Genomic DNA, 14,785 nt, shown 5'->3' on the forward strand with positions numbered 1-14,785 from the left:
CCGCGCAAGACGAGGATCGGGTACGCGCGGGACTGGGCGCTGTGGGAGGAGTTTCACGGCTGGCTCGCCGAACGGACCGGCGTCCCACTGCCGTTGACCGCGGTCAACAAGGGGACCCTGGTCGGGTTCGTGACCTGGCTGGACGAGGTGAAGCAGGCGGCGCCGAACAGCATCGACCGCCGGATCACCGGCGTGACGTCGACGGCTCGCCGACCCCCGTACGACGTCGAGGTGCCCAAGGAAGCCACCGTCGCCGCCCGAGCCGCGCTCAAGCCGCTGAAGAACGACCGCCTCCGCCAAGCCCGCGGCCGCGGCCAGGCCGCCCCGGCGAGCCCGGAACAGCTCAGGGCGATGAACACCGCGCCCCGTACGGTGACGGCCGGGAGCGAGCCGGCGACCCGACCCGGGCGCCGCGCCTACGACCTCCCTGACCTGGCCGTTTACCGGGACCGGGCGCTCGTGACGATGGCGTTCGGGATCGCGGGGCGCGCCGAGGAGGTCAGCGCGCTGACCCTGGCCGACATCGTCCTCGTCGAGGAGGGCCTGGAGGTACATGTTCCCTCGGTGAAGGGGCGGCCGGCCCGGGACGTCGAGATCGCCTGGGGCTCCCACCCCGACTCCTGCCCCGTCCTGAACTGGCTCGCCTGGAAGGGCGCCGCCGAGGCGGCCGGACTCGGCGCCGTCGGGCCCGCGTTCCGGGGCGTCGACCAGTGGGGTCACCTCGGGACACGACGCCTCTCCCCCGACGGCTGCCGCCTGGTCATCACCCGCAGCGCCGAACGGGCGGGCCTGGACGTACGCCTGACCGGCCACTCCATGCGCTCGGGGTTCATCACCACGGGCAGCAAGAAGGGCAAACGCCCCGACCAGCTGCGCCGGCAATCCGGACACAGCGCCTCCAGCGCCGTGTTCTGGGAGTACGTCCGTAGGGGCGCCCGCTGGGAGGAGACGGCGAGTCAGGGCATCGGGCTTTAGGTCGGGCCGGGAGCACGTTGCAGGGGACTCCATGGCCGTCCCCTGCCCCCGAGCGCGGTCCAGGCCCTTCGTGTCGGATTGTCCGGCCCGGCAGTGCGCGGGCACAAGGATGAGAAATGATCACGGGATTGTCGGTAGGTTCGGACTCCAGACGGAAGGAGCACCCGTGGCACCGGCACCCCAGCACCACACCGCGGACGATCTGATCCCCCGGCCGGAACGCACGGCAGGCGCCTTGCGTGCTGCCCTGGCCAGAGTTGATCCGTCCCGACTGGACGAGATGCAGCGGACGATGGACGAAGCCTTCTCCCAGGCCATCGACCACAAGTCGCTCGCCCCGATCCAGGCGTGGCTGCTGGTCTGGGCTCAGAACATCGAGATCGCCCGGCGTGTGGACCTGCGCACGCGCCACCAGCACGCGCAGGATGTGCTGGCCTCGTACGACAAGCACGAGCACGACGACGAGGACGCCGTGAACAAGGCGCTCGCCGAGATCAGCGCCGTCCTTGATGAAGCCCAGCAGGCGGTCCGCGGTTGAGCTGGAAGTGGGAGTACGCCTTCAGCGCCGAGGCAACCGCCCGGACAGCGCCGGCCCCGTTCTTGCGGGAAGTGGAGAAAAAGGCGGACGAGCTGGTCCGCATGTGCGAAGTCGCCTATCTCCACGCCCGCGACCACCAAGGCCTCGACCCCAAAGGTGGCACACTCACGATTCCCGGCGGAATGATCACCTACCAGGTCGTCGTCCGTCGCGAGCGCGTGTACATCCTCCAGATCACCTCCCTGGAGTGGTGAGCGGGGCTCGGGGCAGGTAGCAGGGCGCGAGACCGCGACCGGCTGCACCCCTACCCCGACACCGGGTACGGCCCTACGCCCCGCCCGGCCTGGACGCCGGCTCCGTCGATGACGAGAAGGTCGGCTTTGCGATCGCCCGTGACGTCGCCGCGGCCGTCGAGACCCGCGCGGGGCGGACGTAGAAGGTGTCCAGTCGATACGGGCCTTCAGCTCCAGCTCACCGATACCGGTGCCCGCGAGCTGCTCGAACGCCGTCCGGCCGAACGAGGCCGAGGCACCCGCAAGGTCACCCGCGAGACGCCCGATGAGCTCCGGCGACAGTCCATCTTTGAAATCGGCCATCTCAACGCCCGCCCACGGTCACGTCGAGGCGCCCCAGACCGGGCAGCACGCCAACCGCCACCGTCGCCCTGCATGAACTGATCGGTGCCGATCAGCACTCCACGCCGGTAACGGCCTCACCATCGCCGCCTGGACGAGCCGGAACTCCCGCTCGTCCAGCACGCCCAGCACGGCCTGTGGGACTGGCCGGGTTTTGGCGGTAGCCCCTTGCGGTGTGCGACATCCCGTGGGTTGCTCTGAGCCTCCCTGAGTCTTCAGCCTCGTGGCCAGGGGGGCGCCCTCTTTCCGGCAGTGGTTCGGGGGCTGACGCAATTTCTCGCGGCGCTGTGGGCGGCGGTCGAGGCGGTCGCTCCGCGATCGGCGGTGCACCGGAGACTGACGGCCGTTCTCGGCCAAGCCCTGGCCTGTTGTCCGCCTGGAGGTTTGCACGGTGCCCTTCATTCGTTCGAGTGGCCAGGCGTGAAACGCTTCCCCGAAGTGATCTTGATGATGTCAGCATATGTCTGACACTTCGTCGCCATCCCTTTCATGAAGGTGGGTACAGCCATGTCTGTCGACGGAACCCCGGAGACACCGTTCGAACTCGGCGCCGACGACCTCGCGAAGCTGGATGCGATCCGGGAGGCGCTGCTGGACCCGTCGCCGCGCCGGATCGGCCGTCTGGACCAGTGGGGTCTGGCCGACGAGTACGAGGTGTACTCGGAGATCGCCGGGTACTCGGAGGTCTCCCTCACGATGGCGGACGGGACGGTCCTGGACGCGTCGCTGAGCGTCCCGAGGAACCTCGCCCCCGGGCAGACATGCCCCGCGGTCGTCCTGCCCGCCCCGCTGGTCGGCATCGGGCACCGGGCTTACCTCGGCATGATCGCCCGCTGGGCGCTGGGCGGCTACGTGGTTCTGGCCTACAGCCAGCGCGGTCTGGCCAACTCCACGGGCGAGATCCACGTTGCCGGTCCGCAGGACGTCGCCGACGCCACCGAGGTGATCGACTGGCTGATCCAGCAGGACGGGGTCGATGCGGACCGGATCGGTTTCTTCGGCGCCTCCTACGGCGCCGGTACGAGTCTGCTCGCGGCCGCGAAGGATCGGCGGATCAAGGCCGTCGCGGGCGCCAGTGCCTGGGCGGACCTGTTCGCCTCCCTGTACGAGAACGGCACCCGTCACCTCAAGGCGTTCGAGGCGCTCGTCACGCTCTTCGGCGAGGACCGGTGCTCGGAGGAGTTCCGCGAGATCATCCAGAAGATCCGCGCCAACACCATCGACGACGAGGTCAGGAAGTTCGCCGAGGCACGGTCGCCCAAGAACTGCCTCAAGGCGCTCAACGACGCAGCGACGCCCATCCTCATGACCACCACCTGGCACGAGACCATCTTCTCGGTGCCCGCCGTCATCGACTTCCACAGCCGTCTGACCGGACCCAAGACGCTCCTCGTCCAGGTCGGCGACCACGGCAACGCCGAGCTCCCGGGCCTGTTCGGCCTCCCCGCCAAGCCCACGGACATGACCTACCGGTGGATGGACCACCACCTCGGCGGCAGCGCCGGCGACGGGGCGGCTCCACGGTTCGACGTCCGCTCGGAGTACATGTTCAACCCCCTCTCCGACCTCCGCCACGCCTCCTGGTCCGACTACGCCCTGCCGAAGAAGCGGTTCCACCTCGCCGACGCAGCCTCCGGGCAGAGCGACGGACAACTGGTCGAGGGCACCGCGGCGGCGGGCTGGACCCGTTCGGTGAAGGCCACCGGCACGGGCACCGACATCGTCGTCGCCCCCAAGCTCATCCAGACCGGCCTGGCCGAACGCCTGGGCCTGCCCCACGTCTACAAGACGGCCGACATCGACCGCGGCCTCGCGGCGGTCTTCGCCACCGCGCCGCTGGAACAGGCCGCGCGCGTACGGGGCGATCTGGAACTGCGGGTGACGGTGAAGCCGCAGCACACGGACGCCATGATCGTCGCCTACCTGCTGGACCACAACCCGGCCACCGGCAGGGCGCACATCATCACCAACGCCCCCTACACCTTCACCTCCGGGCAGGCGGGCAAGGCCACCACCGTGACCTTCCCCCTCCAGCCCGCCGACTACGTCCTGGCCAAGGGCCACCAGCTCCAACTGGTCATCGACACCCACGACCCCGTCTTCACCGCACCCCACACCACCACCCCGGTGTTCACCATCGACATCACCTCCCCCAAGGGCACCGAGTCCTACCTCGACGTCCCCCTCCGCCCCGTCAGCTGACTCCGGCCCCGGCACACCCGTACGGTCGGCCCGCCCGGACACGAACGGGCCGACCGCACCGGCCCCCCCTGTACCTGACAGAGATCAGGCGGGAGATCGGTGACACACCGAGCCAGGGTGGCTGCCGGTAGCAGAACCACACCGAGGGCACCCCGTCCCCGAGCATCCGGTTCGAGCGGTCGCGGATATCGGGGGTGGTTATCCGGACCAGGCGGGGGCTTCGTCGTTTCCAGACCCAGCTACTGTCCCAGGAAGGTCTTCCGCCACTCCAGCGGCGACATGGTCAGCGCGGCCTCCGCGAGCTCCCGCGCCGACGCCGTCTTGAGGCTGTTCAGCGAGGTGTCGATCCAGTCCTGCACCAGGCTGTAGCCCTGGGCACGGTACTCCACCGCCTGCACCAAGCACTCGAGCTTGTCGGCATCCTTCGCCACGATCGCCTCGGGGGTGTCGCCGCTCTCGTACTCGCCCACCACCCGCTGCACGCCGGCCTTGACCGCCGGGTGCGCGGCAGAAACCTGGTCCGCGGTGACGGTCTCGTTCGAGGCTGCGTCGATGTAGCGGCGGCCGATATGCGGGATGTCCCCGATCCGGGTCTCCTGCGTGTCGTGGAACAGGCACATCAATGCGACCTTTGCGGGGTCGACGCCTTCCATCATGGCCAGCACGGCACCGACGATGCCGACGCGGAACGAGTGCTCGGCGATGCTCTCGGGGTTGTTGTTCCCGGTGAACCACCAGCCGGTCCGCTTCGCGTTCTTGAGCACGCCCATCTCGAAGAGGAACCCAGCTGTGCCCTGGGCGTTCGCCGTCTCGTCTGCCATGTGGTGACCTCCGGTCTGTCAGGTTCGATCACGAAGAACGTAATGCACGCTGGTGAGTTCACGCCGGGATCTTTCGGAGATGCCGCCCCCGTCCAGCAGGCGCTCGGTACGCTCCGCCAGGTCTCGCACCAGTAGGCCGGATGTCTGCGGAAGCCAGGGGTGGGCTGTCAGCAGGGCCCACATCGTGTGGGCGTACAGATCGACGTACCCCGGTGCGTGATGGAGTCCGTACGTCAGCCCTCGCAGCAGGGTGACGGGGTCCCAGCCGGTGAGCTGCCGGTCCCGCATGAACATGTCGTCGGACTGGGGTAACGGAGTTCCGCCCAACCAGTAGGCCCAGTAGTTCAGGTTCGCGGCCTCGCCCGCATCGTCGTCCACCATGGCTCGCTCGATGAAGTCGAGCAGCGGCACCGGATCCCCAAGCCGTGCAAGAGCGGTGGCCGTCGAACGGGCTTCGGCCCACTGAGGCGTCCACCCCCTCCGGGCGAGCAGACCGCGACGGTCGTGCAGCGCCTTCGCCGTCCAGGCCGCCGCCTCGGGGCTCTTGTCGTACGAGGTCAGATACAAGGCCTGCCGGTGCAGGAGGACACCTTGGGCGTCGGTCCGCGGGGCCGCCTCCGCGGTGGTCCGCAGCCGTTCGAAGAACGCCAACCGATCCGGCGCAGGAAGGAGCGGAGATGCTGCTGCTGGCCCTCGACGGCGCGGGGAGGGGATGCCTGTAAGGGAGGGAGGCCGGGTCCCGGTGAGCGCCCACGCGAGCATGTGGGCGGTTTCCCGGGTGTGGACCCACTCGGCCAGGGGATGCGGGCCCTCGACGGGCTGAAGTGTGGCCGCGATGATCCGGTCCGCGTCCATCGCCGCGTCCAACAGGGCGACGATCGTCGCGTCCGCACCGAGCGCGGCCAGCCTCCGCCGCAGCCCGAGCAGATCCACCGCCCTCATATTCGCGACCGGGCGCCGGCCCGACTCCCAGCCCTGCACCGTGGCCAGGTCCACGCCCAAGGCTTCAGCCATCCCCGTCTGAGTGAGCGGCACCGACTCCCGCGCCGTGCGCAGCACGAAGCCCGCGATCGTGCCGGTGATTGGTTTGGTGGCCATCGCGCGCTCCCCGGTGCGGCCCCTGCCGTAACACGTACCCGCAGTCAGTCCTACCGCACTCAGCGCGACCGTACGTTCATCTTGCGGGATCGGCCAGCCCCCCTAAGTGGGGGCGAGGTTGACGCCGCACCACCCCGCAGCGGGGCGTAGCCGTCCTTCCCGGTCCCTGCGTCCCGCTGCACCGCCTCGGAGAGGAGCGCTCGATGCCCGGCCCCGAACTCCCCCGCCGCCCTCTGGCTCGACAGCTCGAAGACCAGCCCGATGAGCGCATCCCCTGGGACGCGTTCGCGGTCGAAGCCAACACCGCCGAGACGTACGGCCAGCCCTCCCCGGCCCTCATGGCGCGAGCGGAACGGGGCTGGCAGAAGCTCGGAGCCCTGCACGCCCGCGTCGTTCCGGCATGCGAGGACGGTACTCAGTGAGCAGGCGGCCCTCCTGGCTGTATGAAGGCGCCCGGATCTTCGACCCCGCTGGGGACCGCGAGGGCGTCGTGCAGTTCATCGGCGAATGGGAGGACCCTCGGACCCGCCGCGTCATCCCCGAGGCCGTGTTCCTGCGCCCCGAAGGCGGCGGCGTGGAATGGGTGATCGCTGACCACCAGGCCCTCCGCCCAGCAGACGCCCGCTGAAGCCCGCACAGTCCTGCACGGCACACCGAATCCGAGGGAGAAGCTGTGTCTTCTCATCCCGCGTCGCCGAACACCGTCCTCGCCAACGCTCTGACCTACGCCGAGGACATCCTCACCCCACGCATCCGCTCGCAGGCCCCGGAACGGGTCGTCTTCACCGTGGGAACCCAGATCAACGGCGCCCCGCACGTCGGTACCTCCCTGGTCCAGTCCCTCACATTCGCCGCAGCGGCCCGGGTCCGGGACCGCTTCGACCTTCCTGTCAGCATCCTCTTCGGCGCCCTCGATAACGCCCCGCACGAAATCGTCACCGACCCGGCCAGCGGCCACCGCTACCAGAGGGCTTACGCCCAGGCCCTCGGCGAAGACGAGATCCGGGGCCAGGTGGAAAAGGTGTACGGCCCGCTATTCGAGGCCCTGTCGGCACTCACCGGCATCGGGTACCAGGTTCAGACCTACTCCGAGCAGCAGCGCACCGAGACGTACCGGAGGACGTGGCTGCGGATACTGCCCCGGCTGGACGCGGCCCGCTGGTGGCTGGCTCCTTCGACGGGTGTCCCGCACGTCCGCGTCCCCTGCCTGGAGCCGGGGTGTGGCTGGGCGGAGAAGTACGCCGAGCGGACTCGGGTCGCCATCGAAGGCGAGGAGTGCGCCCAGGTCTACGCCCGCTGCCTCCACCACGGCCCCTACAGCGGGATCGTCACCCCCGGCGCCGGCACCTATCTGGACCTCGCCACGCTGTACCGGAACCTGGTCAAGGAAGTCGCCGCGGCCGACGACTCCAGCACCCTGAACATCATGGTCAAGGGAGGGGACTGGGTCTTCGGCTCGCACCTGGTCGACGGCGCCCTCCAAGCCCTCGCGCTCACTCAGGGACAGCCGGCCGCCCGTCTGTTCTGCCCTCAGATCGTCACCGACACCGGCGCGAAGCTCTCCAAGTCCCTGATCCGCGAAGGCCGAGCAGAGCTGCCCGACGGGGCGGCACCCTGGATGCTCAACACCAGGCAGTGGCCCGGTTCGTTGACCGACTACGCCGAAAAGCTGCTGGCCCTGACCGACGTCCTCTTCGCCGACCCGCGCCACTTCTTCCGCTCGTACTCGGCCGCCGAGATCGGCCGCATGATGACGACCACGACAGGGAGCAACACCGCAGCATGAGTACCGCCCCCGCGCACCGTGTCCACCACCTCAACCTCTACCGCCAGTACTTCGAGCTGGTGGCGTCGGGCACCAAGACGATCGAGGTCCGGGTGAAGTACCCCCACCTGAAGAACCTCACCGCCGGCGACCGAATCGAGTTCCGCATCAAGGACACCGAAGAGCGCTGCGAGGTCGAGGTGCTGCGGGTCGCCGAATACGCCACCTTCGAGGCCCTCTTGGACGGCGAGGGGGCGGAGAGGGTCAACCCCGCCGCCAGCCGCCAGCAGCAGCTCGAAAACATCCGCGCCATCTACGGCCCCGAGAAGGAAACCCTGGGCGCCCTGGCGATCGAGGTCAAGCTGATCTGACGCCCCACAGACTCCCGCCCCGCACCTCCTGAGTTCCCCGGCCGGGGCGGGCGCCCGACGACCGGCGGCTCTACGAAGTTGCACCGCCACCGGCCACGCTGCACTGACCTGGCCCAGAGCTACGGTGGCGTCTTCAAGGCACTGAGCACGAATGGAGTAGGCGGGCACATTCGCAGTTCTCGTGACGTTGACCATGGATCCCAGATCTTCGTCGGCGCTTAGGCCGACGGCTGGGAAGGGGTCATGTCGTACTCATCGACGTCCAGCATCGTGCCAGTAGCGGCAAGAAAGGCGATTGTTTCGCGGTCCAGCGCCCAGCCGGAGAGGTTGCGGTCGTCTCTCTCCTTCGGCGTCCCTGCCTCGTCCTGCTGCTCGTCGTCGTTGAAGTAACGCACGACCTCCAGCCAGGCTTCGAGGCCCGGCTCCTCTTCGTCGCCCGCACTGTTGTACTGCTTCATGAGCTCGACTATGCGGTCGGTCCGCGGCCGGAGGCGGCCCAGGACGTGCGCGATCTGTTCGTCCACGCACAGGCCCGGTTCCCTGCACACGACCTTCCAGCTTTGACTGAATGGTCGCGCCGGGTCGACGGGCAGGCCGCGCCGGTTGTGCACTTGCGTCTCGTCAGGCTCGATACCCAGCGCATCAGTTATCTCCTGCGCGGTGATGCGCCGACTGGACAGAGCGAAGTAGACGTACTGGCGGAAAGGCATCCCCGGAGAATACGCGTTCACCCTTCATCCCACTCGCCTGCCTGTGAGTGAGTCCCATGGTGGCTTCGTTCACGTCAACGGTTCTGGCTCAACTTCTGTGAGCGGTAACGCTGCGTGATGCTGAAACCCCACTGCACGAGCCTTACCTGCGCTCACTCCCCCGAAGAGGGGAGGTTCGCGGCTGTGTACTCCTCCGCGACGCCGAATCTGCTGGCACACCGCGGGCATTCAGCTCTTCCGAAGAGGTAGGTGAGACCGTTCGCGAGCCAGCTCTGGTCATCACGGACTGCCGTTTCGTACATCCAGCGTCCGGTGCCTACGAGATCTTCCGGCGGCACGGGCTTCAGATCGCGTCGTTCTATGTCTCCGGCATGCCAGTCCCGGATTGCTGAGTACCGCCCGTGGTCGCCGATGGCGACGGTCACTTCCACGTCGCAGTGAGGGCAGCGCAGGTGGTAGAAGTCGTCCGAGAAGTCTCCGAGTACGGCACTCCACTGGTACTGCCCAGTGGCTGCCAGCAGGTCACGGAAGGCATGCAGATAGCCGACTGGCCGCGATTTTAGGCGTTGGTCCAGAAGTGCCTGGAGTCGGGGCACCACGTCGGTGCAGTTCCTCAGCAGGTCGTCAGCGCCATGGTCCTGGAGGGCTCCGCGCATGATTGATCCGGCCAGGCTGAGCGCCTCAGGGCTTTTTGCGCCGATCGCCACCAGGCGTGGAAGTGCGGCGAAGCTCGCCGGAACCACGGTCTCACCTTCGAGACATAGCGCATCCCAAAGGTCGTCCCATGCTTCGGCACCACTTTCGGTCTCCACCTGGTCCAGGAGCGCGGGCACCCGGCCGGCGGTTCCTAGGGGGTCGAGCACCTGCGTCCAGTCGATCACATGGGTATTCAATCGGCAGGGCACAGGTCATGGTCAAGCTGGGCTGGGACCACGTGCTCATCATGAGGCGAGCAGGACTCGCTTCCTCAGCAGGTCGAAGCCAGCACGGCCGTACATCTGTCGCTTGAGCATCTAGATCCGGTTGATGTGGCCTTCGACGACGCCCGAGCTCCAGGGCAGTGTGAGGCCAGCGATGACGGCATCGCGATCCCGGTCGATGCCGTTGGCGAGGGTGTGAAGGCTGGGAAGGTCGTCTTGTCTGACCGAGGACACTGCCAACGTCAAGGACACCAGCGGTGACAGCCGCTCCGCGTACGGACAGTACTACCGATACTCGGCGCCGGGCTCCACCAGGAACCTCTGGAACAAGAGCGGTGCGAACACGACCGTGTCCTCGACCGACAGTTCCGGCATCTACCAGATCCGCGCGTGCCGGCAGGAGCAGTTCGCGTCCGACACCTGTGGCGCCTGGGCCGCGTGATCACGGCCGGGACTGATCGCCAAAAGTTGTAAGCGTCAGCTCCGCCTGCTCAAGTCATCGGGTCGGTCGCACACCGCGGCCGACCCGTTCCTGTTTACGCGAATGAGGTAGGGATGTCAGATCAAGGTGCCGCCGTGACGGCGAGGAGCCGGAGCACGGAGGAAACGCGGGGTCCCTCCCTCTCCGTGCATGGCTTGTCGTGCCGGATCGGAGATCGGCAACTGCTCGCGCAGGCAGAACTCGAAGTGGCGGCGGGCGAGTCTGTGGCGGTAATGGGACCGAGCGGCAGTGGCAAGAGCACGTTGCTTGCCTGCGCCCTGGGGCTGATGAAGCCCCAGGAGGGAAGCGTGCGTGTTGCGGGGACGGACATCACCGCCCTGGGGCGACGCGGCCTGGCGCGGCACCGGCGGGAGCACATGGGAGTCGTGTTTCAGTTCGGCGAGCTGCTGCCCGAGCTGACGCCGGTGGAGAACGTCGCGCTGGCCGCGTTGCTGGCGGGTGTGCCCCAGGCCGAGGCGTACGCGGACGCCGAATCGCTGCTGGCCGAACTCGGCGTGCCCGGCGACCGCACCCCCACGTCCCAGCTCTCCGGAGGCGAACGGCAACGGGCCGCAGTAGCACGCGCGTTGATCAACAAGCCAGCAGTCTTGCTGGCGGACGAACCGACGGGCGCGCTGGACACTCGCAATCGGGACTCCGTGGCCGAACTGCTCTTCTCCGTGCCCCGACGATGGAGTTGTGCGCTCCTGATCGTCACGCACGACGTCGAGATCGCCCACCGGGCCGACCGTTGCCTCGTACTGTCGGACGGGCAGCTGGTCCCGGCCGCCAAATCCAGCGGTGAGGCGGCGTGAAGGGCGGCAAGCACCTGGCCGTGCAACTCCTGCGCGTCGGTAAAGCCGCGGGCGGCGGCTCCCGCACAGGTCTGATTCGAACCGTCGCGCTGCTGTGCGCGGCGGCGGCCCTCACCTTCGCCGCAGGTGCGCTGGTATCCGCCGCCGCTATCTACGGAACCATGGAACACCAGTCCCAAGCACGCAGCCCGCGTGTCCTTGAAGGGCACCCGGCGGAGAAGCCCATTGCGTTGTGGAAGCCCGGCTTCGATGTCGTGGACGGCTTGCAGTACTCCGTTGTTTCCGTGGTCCCGCTCACAGCTGACGCGCCTGCCCCACCCGGCCTGACGACGTGGCCCGGTCCGGGAGAGGCGGTGCTCTCCCCAGCCCTCGCCGAGGCCGCCGCGGCGGAGGGAAGCACAGGGATCCTAGGGCGTGACGTGGGGCGGATCGGTGAGGCCGGTCTGGTCAACTCCACAGAACGACTGGCCTACGTACGTCCGCTCGACTCCCTGGTGGACAAGCAACGGATGTTCACCATCACCGGGTACGGAGCCGAAGGACCGTACATCGGTGACCCACAGTTCACAGAACCCCTCGAACTCTTCGCCCTAGCCGTCGTCGGGCTCATGCTCTTCCCCGCCGCCGTGCTTGTGGTGATCGCAGCCAGGGCGGGCGGCGAGGCGCGGGATCGAAGGGACGCACTCTTGGACGCCCTCGGTGCCAGCTGGACATCTCGGGCGCTGGTGAATGTGGGCGAGGCCGCGCTACCCGTCCTCCTAGGAGCACTCCTTGGCCTGGGCGCACTGGTGGGTCTGGTCGCAGCGAAGGTCTCCCTGCCGTTCACACACTTCACCATCCCGACAGCAAGCATCAGCGCGGCAGCGGTGCCCCTGGGTCTCACGGCCACCGCATGCGTGTTCGTCGTCCTCGTGCTGATTGTCCTCCTCCACCGGCACAACGCGTCGCTCCCCACCACTCGCCCCGGCACGCTGAGCCGCAGACTGCCCCGTTGGTGGCCCGCGCTCTTCCCGGTGTCCTTGCTACTCGCGACCCGAGGCCCCGGACTGCTCGCACCCGGCAATCCGAGCTTGTTCCTCGCCATCTACTTCACCGCAGCGCTGATCACATTCGCCACGCTGCCCGCCGTACTCGCTCTGACAGTGGCGGCCCTGGGGCGCCTCCTCACACGGCTCGGACGCCGACACGGCGGCACAGGAACCCTGGTCGCCGGCCGGTGGCTGACCGCCAAGCCCGGCGTCACTGCGAGACTGGTCGCCGGATTCGTCGTCGCCATCGGTCTGATCGGCCAGGTCCAGCTCAACACCAGCAGGCTGAGCGAGCCCATGCTCGCCGCCCAGGCGACCGCCCAGCGCATCGGCACCAGCGTGCTCACCATCGCGACACCCCGAGACAACGCACGCACATCGGCCTTCCTCGCCGATCTCCCCACGGACGCGGCCGTCTTCTCCCTGCGCACCGGGCCGGCCCCCGACGGAAGCGTGCTGTCCGTTCTCCAGGCTCCGTGCGAGAAACTTCGGGTCATCCAGCGGAACTGCGGCGGATACGGTTCTCCGGCGACTGTGTCGGACCACGATCCCCGACTGGCCGAGCTTGCCAGATGGTACGCCCCCAGCGGCCGGATCCAGCTGCGAGAAGGCCCACTCGTCAGCGAGCTGCCCGCCGAAGAGACCAGCCAAGTAGTGCTTATGGCGCCGCTGGGGAAGAACCTGGACATCGCCACAGTAAAACAAGCCGCAAACCTCAAACTAGCCGTGGCCAGCGTCGTAGAAGCCCCGGGAGGCGGCTGGCTCAGCAGCGCTTTGCTTCGTAGCAGTCGCGTCAACTGGGTCACGCTGTTCGGCTGCTTCGCCCTGATCGTTGTCGGCCTGGCCATCGGACTCAACAGCATCGCCGAGTTCCTGCGCCACAGCCGATCGTTCGCCCCGCTCGGGGTGCTCACCGGCCGACGCAGGCTGTTCGTCTCCGTCGCGGCATGGGTCCTGCTCATGCCCACGGTACTGGCGGCCGCCATCGGGGCATTGGTGTACCTCTGGCTGTCGGGCCCTTACACCGACCCAGTCGTGGGCGCGCAACTGTCGTGGCCGGTACTGGGATACCTGCTGGGCGGGGTACTGGTCCTCAGCGTCGCAATCTGGGGCTGCGGAGCGTGGTCAGCAGTGCGGGGAGCTGCCCGTTGGCGCCCTACCGCCGACTGACCAAACAGAATCCTCACGTTGCGGCGAACGGATCACGAATGACCGGGCCTACCAACCGACCAATGGGCTGGCTCGGTCACACCGGATTCGTCGAGCTCGGCCACGAAACCGACCTGTGAAGCTGGTCGTGGACAGCCGAGTTTTGTAGGCAAACCGTTGTCGGCGCGTCGTTGCCCGATGAGCGTGCCACCTGCATCCTGACGGTTCAGCAGGATCACGATGAGAATGAAGGTTCCCGCACATGCAGCAGACCCCCGACCTGGGAAAGAACTCGCTCGGTAAGCCGGATCCGTGGGCCAAGTTCCGGGGGCTCGCCTGGTGGCAGTTGGTCCTCTCGATCGTGCCGATTCTCCTGCTGCCGGTCGGCGGGGCAATAGGCGGGGCCATCGGGGCGGTGGGCCTCTTCGCGAACCTCTCCCTTGCCCGCAAGCCGTTCGGGACGCCGGTCAAGCTCCTGGCGATGCTGGGCGTGGTACTCGCCTCCTACCTGGGCTACTTCATCGTCGTGGGTCTCGTCTCCAACCTGCTAGAGGGCTGAATCTCCGCCGGAATCCTGATCTCGGCGGCCGGGGCGACGGGTCCGGCGCCTCCGGCTGCTGACCCGGCTTAGAAAATCGGCGGCATCGGCCGCCTTACGGTCAGCGGTCGCGAACACCCGGTGGACGGCCTTGCCGGAGTACGACATTCGCAGCGTGAACAGCACGCACTTGCGCCGCTGACCGGCCAGGTCCAGCCACACGTCCGCGAAGTCGACCTCGGCTTCCTCGCCCGAACTTTTGGACTGCGGCACCGTCCCATCCAGGTGCCGGCAGCCCTCCTTGGCCTCCAGGACCAGCCCCGGACGGCGCTTGCGCACGTAGTCCCGCACCGTCGAGTACGCCGCAAGCTCGAAGTCATGCTCGGCCGCCAGACGCTCCCGGATCCGGTCGATGGTGTGTTTCTGCTTCGTCGGGGCCACCAGATCCTGGCGCAGCATCGCATCGATGAAGCCCTTCACCGGCTCCAGCACGCTTTCGCGCGGCGGCGGCTTCTTGCGCTTCGCTGGCACCGGACACACCAGCGCCTTCGCCACCGTGTTCCGCGACACGCGGTACCGCTGAGCCAGCACCCGACCCGACACCGCCGGATCGAGCCGCTTGTCCCGGCGGATCCGCTCAAAGATCCGTGATCAACAAGCACAGAGTGTGAGGGGCCAAACAGCCCAAGCAACTCATTACGCCGAAAGCGGCATGTCACACATCATCACACCAAGTGGC

17 protein-coding genes and 1 pseudogene (1 of these 18 cut by a window edge) are annotated in these 14,785 nt (G+C 67.9%); 11 read left to right on the forward strand and 7 right to left on the reverse strand.

The genetic code is table 11. From position 1 onward, the window contains the following. From NOD94_RS10815 to NOD94_RS10830, 4 genes are all read left to right on the forward strand, one after another. Nucleotides 1-975, forward strand: partial view of a hypothetical protein gene (locus NOD94_RS10815; protein ID WP_281205597.1) — the 3' portion only. The gene continues 213 nt to the left of window position 1, outside the view; 975 of the gene's 1,188 nt are visible here — the last part of the coding sequence; its start codon lies beyond the left edge, outside the window; the stop codon is at nucleotides 973-975. Between the two features lie 166 nt (nucleotides 976-1,141). Beyond that, on the forward strand, nucleotides 1,142-1,513 hold the full coding sequence (locus NOD94_RS10820) for a hypothetical protein (protein WP_281205598.1): 372 nt from the start codon (nucleotides 1,142-1,144) through the stop codon (nucleotides 1,511-1,513). Next, the gene (locus tag NOD94_RS10825; protein WP_281205599.1) at nucleotides 1,510-1,767 is read left to right on the forward strand and encodes a hypothetical protein; all 258 of its coding nucleotides are present in this window, start codon (nucleotides 1,510-1,512) and stop codon (nucleotides 1,765-1,767) included. Before NOD94_RS10820 ends, NOD94_RS10825 begins: the two co-directional genes overlap by 4 nt. 888 nt (nucleotides 1,768-2,655) lie before the next feature. Further along, nucleotides 2,656-4,350, forward strand: a complete 1,695-nt coding sequence (locus NOD94_RS10830) for a CocE/NonD family hydrolase (RefSeq protein ID WP_281205600.1) — start codon at nucleotides 2,656-2,658, stop codon at nucleotides 4,348-4,350. Between the two features lie 239 nt (nucleotides 4,351-4,589). Here NOD94_RS10830 and NOD94_RS10835 read toward each other — a convergent pair whose 3' ends face one another. Both NOD94_RS10835 and NOD94_RS10840 read right to left on the reverse strand, forming a co-directional pair. Next, entirely contained in the window at nucleotides 4,590-5,171 is a 582-nt protein-coding gene (locus NOD94_RS10835; RefSeq protein ID WP_281205601.1) for an HD domain-containing protein, read from the reverse strand. Nucleotides 5,172-5,189: 18 nt separating this feature from the next. After that, nucleotides 5,190-6,269 (reverse strand): helix-turn-helix transcriptional regulator, encoded by a 1,080-nt coding sequence (locus NOD94_RS10840; protein ID WP_281205602.1) that lies wholly within the window; start codon nucleotides 6,267-6,269, stop codon nucleotides 5,190-5,192. Between the two features lie 203 nt (nucleotides 6,270-6,472). Here NOD94_RS10840 and NOD94_RS10845 point away from each other — a divergent pair, with 203 nt between their 5' ends. The 4 genes from NOD94_RS10845 to NOD94_RS10860 are packed head-to-tail and all read left to right on the forward strand — an operon-like array spanning nucleotide 6,473 to nucleotide 8,405. Continuing rightward, nucleotides 6,473-6,691 (forward strand): hypothetical protein, encoded by a 219-nt coding sequence (locus NOD94_RS10845; RefSeq protein WP_281205603.1) that lies wholly within the window; start codon nucleotides 6,473-6,475, stop codon nucleotides 6,689-6,691. After that, nucleotides 6,688-6,897 (forward strand): hypothetical protein, encoded by a 210-nt coding sequence (locus NOD94_RS10850; protein ID WP_281205604.1) that lies wholly within the window; start codon nucleotides 6,688-6,690, stop codon nucleotides 6,895-6,897. Before NOD94_RS10845 ends, NOD94_RS10850 begins: the two co-directional genes overlap by 4 nt. Nucleotides 6,898-6,942: 45 nt before the next feature. Beyond that, nucleotides 6,943-8,055: a hypothetical protein gene (locus NOD94_RS10855; protein ID WP_281205605.1), complete on the forward strand. Its 1,113-nt coding sequence runs from the start codon at nucleotides 6,943-6,945 to the stop codon at nucleotides 8,053-8,055. After that, the gene (locus NOD94_RS10860; protein ID WP_281205606.1) at nucleotides 8,052-8,405 is read left to right on the forward strand and encodes an ASCH domain-containing protein; all 354 of its coding nucleotides are present in this window, start codon (nucleotides 8,052-8,054) and stop codon (nucleotides 8,403-8,405) included. Before NOD94_RS10855 ends, NOD94_RS10860 begins: the two co-directional genes overlap by 4 nt. Nucleotides 8,406-8,623: 218 nt before the next feature. Here the strand turns inward: NOD94_RS10860 and NOD94_RS10865 are convergent, their stop codons facing one another. The 3 genes and pseudogenes from NOD94_RS10865 to NOD94_RS10875 form a co-directional block, all read right to left on the reverse strand. After that, nucleotides 8,624-9,115 (reverse strand): DUF4279 domain-containing protein, encoded by a 492-nt coding sequence (locus NOD94_RS10865; protein WP_281205607.1) that lies wholly within the window; start codon nucleotides 9,113-9,115, stop codon nucleotides 8,624-8,626. A gap of 152 nt (nucleotides 9,116-9,267) precedes the next feature. Continuing rightward, nucleotides 9,268-9,996: a hypothetical protein gene (locus NOD94_RS10870; RefSeq protein WP_281205609.1), complete on the reverse strand. Its 729-nt coding sequence runs from the start codon at nucleotides 9,994-9,996 to the stop codon at nucleotides 9,268-9,270. 60 nt (nucleotides 9,997-10,056) lie between these two features. Then, nucleotides 10,057-10,215 (reverse strand): annotated as a pseudogene (locus tag NOD94_RS10875) (ISL3 family transposase); the annotation flags it as partial. Nucleotides 10,216-10,590: 375 nt separating this feature from the next. Between NOD94_RS10875 and NOD94_RS10880 the strand changes: the two are divergent. Beyond that, nucleotides 10,591-11,331 carry an ABC transporter ATP-binding protein gene (locus tag NOD94_RS10880; RefSeq protein WP_281205610.1) on the forward strand — a complete coding sequence of 247 codons (741 nt, stop codon included), beginning with the start codon at nucleotides 10,591-10,593 and terminating at the stop codon, nucleotides 11,329-11,331. Then, the gene (locus tag NOD94_RS10885; RefSeq protein ID WP_281205611.1) at nucleotides 11,328-13,529 is read left to right on the forward strand and encodes a hypothetical protein; all 2,202 of its coding nucleotides are present in this window, start codon (nucleotides 11,328-11,330) and stop codon (nucleotides 13,527-13,529) included. Before NOD94_RS10880 ends, NOD94_RS10885 begins: the two co-directional genes overlap by 4 nt. A gap of 32 nt (nucleotides 13,530-13,561) precedes the next feature. On the opposite strand, the gene NOD94_RS10890 is transcribed toward NOD94_RS10885, so the two are convergent. Further along, nucleotides 13,562-13,747: a hypothetical protein gene (locus NOD94_RS10890; RefSeq protein ID WP_281205612.1), complete on the reverse strand. Its 186-nt coding sequence runs from the start codon at nucleotides 13,745-13,747 to the stop codon at nucleotides 13,562-13,564. Nucleotides 13,748-13,770: 23 nt separating this feature from the next. On the opposite strand from NOD94_RS10890, the gene NOD94_RS10895 reads away from it, so the two are divergent. Beyond that, nucleotides 13,771-14,067 (forward strand): hypothetical protein, encoded by a 297-nt coding sequence (locus NOD94_RS10895; protein WP_281205613.1) that lies wholly within the window; start codon nucleotides 13,771-13,773, stop codon nucleotides 14,065-14,067. Here NOD94_RS10895 and NOD94_RS10900 read toward each other — a convergent pair. Further along, nucleotides 14,056-14,601 (reverse strand): hypothetical protein, encoded by a 546-nt coding sequence (locus NOD94_RS10900; protein ID WP_281205614.1) that lies wholly within the window; start codon nucleotides 14,599-14,601, stop codon nucleotides 14,056-14,058. The two genes, NOD94_RS10895 and NOD94_RS10900, sit on opposite strands and share 12 nt — an antisense overlap. Nucleotides 14,602-14,785 lie beyond the last annotated feature (184 nt).

Source organism: Streptomyces sp. Isolate_45, assembly GCF_024721315.2.
Lineage (GTDB): Bacteria > Actinomycetota > Actinomycetes > Streptomycetales > Streptomycetaceae > Streptomyces.

Excerpts from the sequence above, each read along its gene's own strand:
- NOD94_RS10835 (WP_281205601.1), bottom strand. The coding sequence starts at position 5,171 with ATGGCAGACGAGACGGCGAACGCCCAGGGCACAGCTGGGTTCCTCTTC.
- NOD94_RS10840 (WP_281205602.1), bottom strand. The coding sequence starts at position 6,269 with ATGGCCACCAAACCAATCACCGGCACGATCGCGGGCTTCGTGCTGCGC.
- NOD94_RS10845 (WP_281205603.1), top strand. The coding sequence starts at position 6,473 with ATGCCCGGCCCCGAACTCCCCCGCCGCCCTCTGGCTCGACAGCTCGAA.
- NOD94_RS10895 (WP_281205613.1), top strand. The coding sequence starts at position 13,771 with ATGCAGCAGACCCCCGACCTGGGAAAGAACTCGCTCGGTAAGCCGGAT.
- NOD94_RS10865 (WP_281205607.1), bottom strand. The coding sequence starts at position 9,115 with ATGCCTTTCCGCCAGTACGTCTACTTCGCTCTGTCCAGTCGGCGCATC.
- NOD94_RS10830 (WP_281205600.1), top strand. The coding sequence starts at position 2,656 with ATGTCTGTCGACGGAACCCCGGAGACACCGTTCGAACTCGGCGCCGAC.
- NOD94_RS10880 (WP_281205610.1), top strand. The coding sequence starts at position 10,591 with ATGTCAGATCAAGGTGCCGCCGTGACGGCGAGGAGCCGGAGCACGGAG.
- NOD94_RS10860 (WP_281205606.1), top strand. The coding sequence starts at position 8,052 with ATGAGTACCGCCCCCGCGCACCGTGTCCACCACCTCAACCTCTACCGC.